General features: G+C 60.9%; 6 protein-coding genes. 4 read left to right on the forward strand and 2 right to left on the reverse strand.

Features of this window, described 5'->3' with window-relative positions; all coding sequences use genetic code 11:
* The first annotated feature begins 170 nt into the window (after positions 1 to 170).
* The 4 genes from moaC to LQ215_RS29245 all read left to right on the forward strand — a co-directional run bounded on the left by moaC (position 171) and on the right by LQ215_RS29245 (position 2367).
* Positions 171 to 644 carry a cyclic pyranopterin monophosphate synthase MoaC gene (gene moaC / locus LQ215_RS29230; protein WP_003205311.1) on the forward strand — a complete coding sequence of 158 codons (474 nt, stop codon included), beginning with the start codon at positions 171 to 173 and terminating at the stop codon, positions 642 to 644.
* Entirely contained in the window at positions 641 to 883 is a 243-nt protein-coding gene (locus tag LQ215_RS29235; RefSeq protein WP_230153710.1) for a MoaD family protein, read from the forward strand. Before moaC ends, LQ215_RS29235 begins: the two co-directional genes overlap by 4 nt.
* A gap of 3 nt (positions 884 to 886) precedes the next feature.
* Positions 887 to 1339, forward strand: a complete 453-nt coding sequence (moaE, locus tag LQ215_RS29240) for a molybdopterin synthase catalytic subunit MoaE (protein WP_230153711.1) — start codon at positions 887 to 889, stop codon at positions 1337 to 1339.
* Positions 1340 to 1590: 251 nt separating this feature from the next.
* Positions 1591 to 2367 (forward strand): ABC transporter substrate-binding protein, encoded by a 777-nt coding sequence (locus tag LQ215_RS29245; protein ID WP_230153712.1) that lies wholly within the window; start codon positions 1591 to 1593, stop codon positions 2365 to 2367.
* A 126-nt stretch (positions 2368 to 2493) separates the two neighbouring features.
* Here LQ215_RS29245 and LQ215_RS29250 read toward each other — a convergent pair whose 3' ends face one another.
* A complete protein-coding gene (locus LQ215_RS29250) occupies positions 2494 to 3120 on the reverse strand; it encodes a helix-turn-helix transcriptional regulator (protein WP_003205307.1) in 627 nt (208 codons plus the stop codon).
* 89 nt (positions 3121 to 3209) lie between these two features.
* A complete protein-coding gene (locus tag LQ215_RS29255) occupies positions 3210 to 4337 on the reverse strand; it encodes an NAD(P)/FAD-dependent oxidoreductase (RefSeq protein WP_230153713.1) in 1128 nt (375 codons plus the stop codon).
* Positions 4338 to 4429 lie beyond the last annotated feature (92 nt).

Raw genomic sequence — 4429 nt, forward strand, 5'->3', positions numbered from 1 at the left:
CGCGATGACGGTGTGTCAGATAAAAATAGGTGTCTGACACACCCTCATCGCGAGCAAGCTCGCTCCCACAAGGGATCTCCGGTGTTTTGCAAATTGCAGGTGCGACAATCAACCCTGCCGGAATTTGACCCACGGGTTTACAATCGGCACTCCCGATCAGGAGTAACCCTGTGCTGACTCATCTCGATTCCCAAGGTCGCGCCAATATGGTCGACGTGACCGACAAGGCCGTGACGTTCCGTGAAGCCACGGCCGAGGCCTTTGTGCGCATGCTGCCCGACACGCTGCAGATGATCGTCAGCGGCGGTCACCCCAAGGGCGATGTGTTCGCCGTCGCGCGCATTGCCGGCATCCAGGCCGCCAAGAAAACCAGCGACCTGATTCCGCTCTGCCACCCGCTGCTGCTCACCAGCGTCAAGGTCGAGCTCAATGCCGAAGGCGAGGACCGGGTGCGCATCGTCGCCCGTTGCAAACTGTCGGGGCAGACCGGCGTGGAAATGGAGGCGCTCACCGCCGCCAGCGTCGCCGCGTTGACCATCTACGACATGTGCAAGGCCGTCGACCGTGGCATGACCATCGAAGGCGTGCGGGTGTTGGAAAAACTCGGCGGCAAGAGCGGCCATTTCCAGGCGGATGCGTCATGAACATCACCGTGAAGTTCTTTGCCCGTTACCGTGAAGCGCTGGGTGTGGATTCGGTGAAGGTGGAAGGTGATTTTGCCACCGTCGACGACGTGCGCGTGTTGCTCGCCCAGCGTGACGGTGCCGAGGTGCTGAACGAACAGAACCTGATGTGCGCGCGCAATGAAGACCTGTGCCAGCTCGACGAGCCGCTGGCAGACGGCGATGAAGTGGCGTTTTTCCCCACCGTGACCGGAGGCTGAACCATGGCGATTCGTGTGCAGGTCGAACCGTTCGACGCAGGGGGCGAAGTCAACGCGATGCACGCGGCCAATGTGGGCGTGGGGGCGGTGGTGAGTTTTGTCGGCTACGTGCGTGACTTCAATGATGGCCTGGATGTGTCCGGGATGTTCCTGGAGCATTATCCGGGCATGACCGAAAAGGCCCTGGGCAAGATCGCCAGCGAGGCCGAGCAGCGCTGGCCGTTGCTCAAGCTGGAGGTGCTGCACCGTGTCGGCGCCCTGGAGCCGGGCGAGCCGATCGTTTTCGTTGGTGCCGCCAGTGCCCATCGCCAGGCGGCATTCGACGCCTGCGCCTTTGTCATGGACTACCTCAAGACCCGCGCGCCGTTCTGGAAAAAGGAAAACACTGTCGATGGCCCGCGCTGGGTTGAAGGGCGGGACAGTGATCATGCGGCGGCGGATCGCTGGAAGCAGTAAGCAACCTGTTGTTTTTTCGCAAGCCATAAGTCGCAATCGCGAGCAAGCTCGCTCCCACAGTGGATCTTCGTTGTACACAAGGTCCCTTGTGGGAGCGAGCTTGCTCGCGATGAGGCCATCAACCTCCCATCACATTCCCCTGCCTGCCGATTGACGATATGTACATTAAAGTCCAGTATGGATTTATAAGTACAGATCAGTCGTGCCCACCTTTCTCTGCCAAACCAACAACAACCCGCGAGAGATCGATCATGAAGAAACTCCCCCTCATCACCGGCCTGGCCTTGAGCCTGTTGGCCTCCAGCAGCCTGTTTGCTGCCGAAAAAACCTTGCGCATCGGCATCGAGGCGGCGTACCCGCCGTTTGCCTCCAAAACTTCGGAAGGCAAGATCGAGGGGTTTGACTACGACATTGGCAATGCCCTGTGCGCGCAGATGCAGGTCAAGTGCGAGTGGGTCGAAGGTGAGTTCGACGGGCTGATTCCGTCGCTCAAGGTGAAGAAGATCGACCTGGCGCTGTCGTCCATGACCATTACCGAAGAGCGCAAGAAATCGGTGGATTTCACCCACAAGTATTACTTCACCTCGTCGCGCCTGGTCATGAAGGAAGGGGCGGCGGTCGATGACCAGTACGCTAGCCTCAAGGGCAAGACCGTCGGTGTGCAGCGGGCCACCACCACTGACCGCTACGCCACTGAAGTCCTCGAGCCCAAGGGTGTGATCGTCAAGCGCTACAGCAACAACGAAGAAATCTACATGGATTTGGCGTCTGGCCGCCTCGACGCGATTTTTGCCGACACTATCCCGCTGGAAGACTTCCTGTCGATGCCTCGTGGCAAGGGCTATGCCTTTGTCGGCCCCGAGCTCAAGGATCCGAAATACGTGGGCGAGGGTGCCGGTATCGCGGTGCGCAAGGGCAATTCCCAACTGGTGGCGGACTTGAACAAGGCCATCGATGGGATTCGGGCCAATGGGGAGTATCAGAAGATCCAGGGCAAGTATTTCAAGTCGGATATCTACGGCGACTGATTGACCGCCATCGCGAGCAAGCTCGCTCCCACAGGGATTTGCGTCGTGCACAATATCTGTGTGCAATGCGATCAAATGTGGGAGCGAGCCTGCTCGCGAAGGCGTCAGGTCAGGCAACCCAAAACCTCAGCCCTTCAACTCCTTCAAATGCTTGTACACCGTCGCCCGCCCCATATTCAGCACATTGGCCACATAGTTGGACGCGCTCTTGCCCTTGAATGCGCCTTCGGCATGCAGCGCCAGCACCAGTTCGCGTTTGTGGTCGCGGGTCAGCAGGTTCAGGCTCAATTGACGCTCGCGCATCCAGGCATGCAGGAAGGTGTTGATCCGCTCCTGCCAGTCATCGCGAAACAGTGAGTCCGGCTGGGGGATCAACTTGCTCGGCGACAGGAACAGATCCAGCGCGGCCTTGGCATTCTCGAACAGCGAAATATTCAGGTTGATGCACAGCACCGCCAGCGGATGCCCGTCGGCGTCGCGCAGTACGCTGCTGAGGCTGCGAATCTTCTGTCCGTCCCAGTTCAGCTTTTCGTAGGGCCCGATATTACGTTCGCTGACGTCCTCGCTGAGCATGTCTTCCAGGGACGAGTCATCGCCAATTTCACGCTTGGACAGGTTATTGGCGATGTAATCGACTTTCTGGGTGCGCAGGTCGTGCAGCACCACTTCGGCGTGGGGGTAGAACAGCGTGGCGATGGCGTCGGCGATGGTACGGAAGTTTTCCAGCGCCGGATCGGGTGGCGAGGCAGTCATGACAGGGCTCCAGGCAGCGTCAGCGCCCCGTGGAACAGGGGCGCGGGGGAGTGTGCCGCAATCGCGGCGATGCGTCACCTCAAGGTGGCTCAGCCCAGGCGCTTGGGTGACAGCATGGCGCTGTTCAGGCCGAAACGGGACAGGGCCTCGGGCAGCGGCTGGCCACGCACCAGCGCCGCGCTGGCCTGGCCCATGGCTGGCGAGGTCTGGATGCCGTAGCCACCCTGGGCCGCGACCCAGAACAGCCCGGGCACCTGTGGATCGAAACCGGACAGCAGATCACCGTCGGGCACGAAACTGCGCAAGCCGGCCCAGGTGCGGGTCGGGCGGCGGATGGTCAGGGTGGTGGCTTCTTCGATCTGGTAGATGCCCATGGCAATGTCCAGCTCTTCCGGCTGCACGTCGTGAGGTTCCACCGGATCGGCGTTGGCCGGCGAGCCGAGGAACATGCCGGCGTCGGGTTTCATGTAGAAGGATTCGTCCAGGCTCACCAGCATCGGCCAGTCATGGATATCCACGCCCTCGGGCCCGGCAAAAATGAACGCTGCACGCCGCTTGGGCTGCAACCCCAGCTTGCGGGCGCCGGCCATTTCGGCAATGTGATCGGCCCAGGCGCCGGCTGCATTGATCAGCACCGGTGACGTGAACGTCTGGTTGGCGGTTTTCACCTGCCACAGCCCCTGAACATCGCGGCTCACTTGCTGCACTTCGCTGTCGGTGTGCACTTCACCGCCATTGCGACGAATACCGCGCAGGTAGCCTTGGTGCAATGCATCGGTGTCGATGTCGCAGGCCGTGGGGTCGTAGATCGCTCCGTGGACTTTCTCCCGTCGCAGGATCGGCAGCCGCACACAGGCTTCGTCGGCATTGAGCAGTTGCATCTGCGGCACCGTGGCCTTGGCGCTGAGGTACTGGTTGTTCAACTCGGCCGGATCACCAGTGAAGTCCACGGTCATTTCACCCCGTGGGGTCAGCAAGGGGTGTTCGCAGAAACCGACCGGCGGGGCGTCGAAAAAATCCCGGCTGGCCTGTGTCAGCGCCCGCACTTGAGGGGTGCCGTAGGCGGCGGTGTACAGCGCTGCCGAACGTCCGGTGGAGTGATAGGCCGGATGGGATTCGCGTTCGAGCACAATCACACGGCCGTGGGGGGCGAGCCAGTAACCGGTGGATGCACCGGCAATGCCGCCGCCGATGATGATGAAGTCTGCTTGTGTCATGAATTCTCCTGCGGAGCATGTGCTCGGGAACTCGAAGACCCCTGTGGGAGCGAGCTTGCTCGCGATGGCGGGCTGACAGTCGATATTGAAGG

This window comes from Pseudomonas brassicacearum (assembly GCF_918698105.1).
In the GTDB taxonomy this organism is placed as follows: domain Bacteria; phylum Pseudomonadota; class Gammaproteobacteria; order Pseudomonadales; family Pseudomonadaceae; genus Aquipseudomonas; species Aquipseudomonas brassicacearum_F.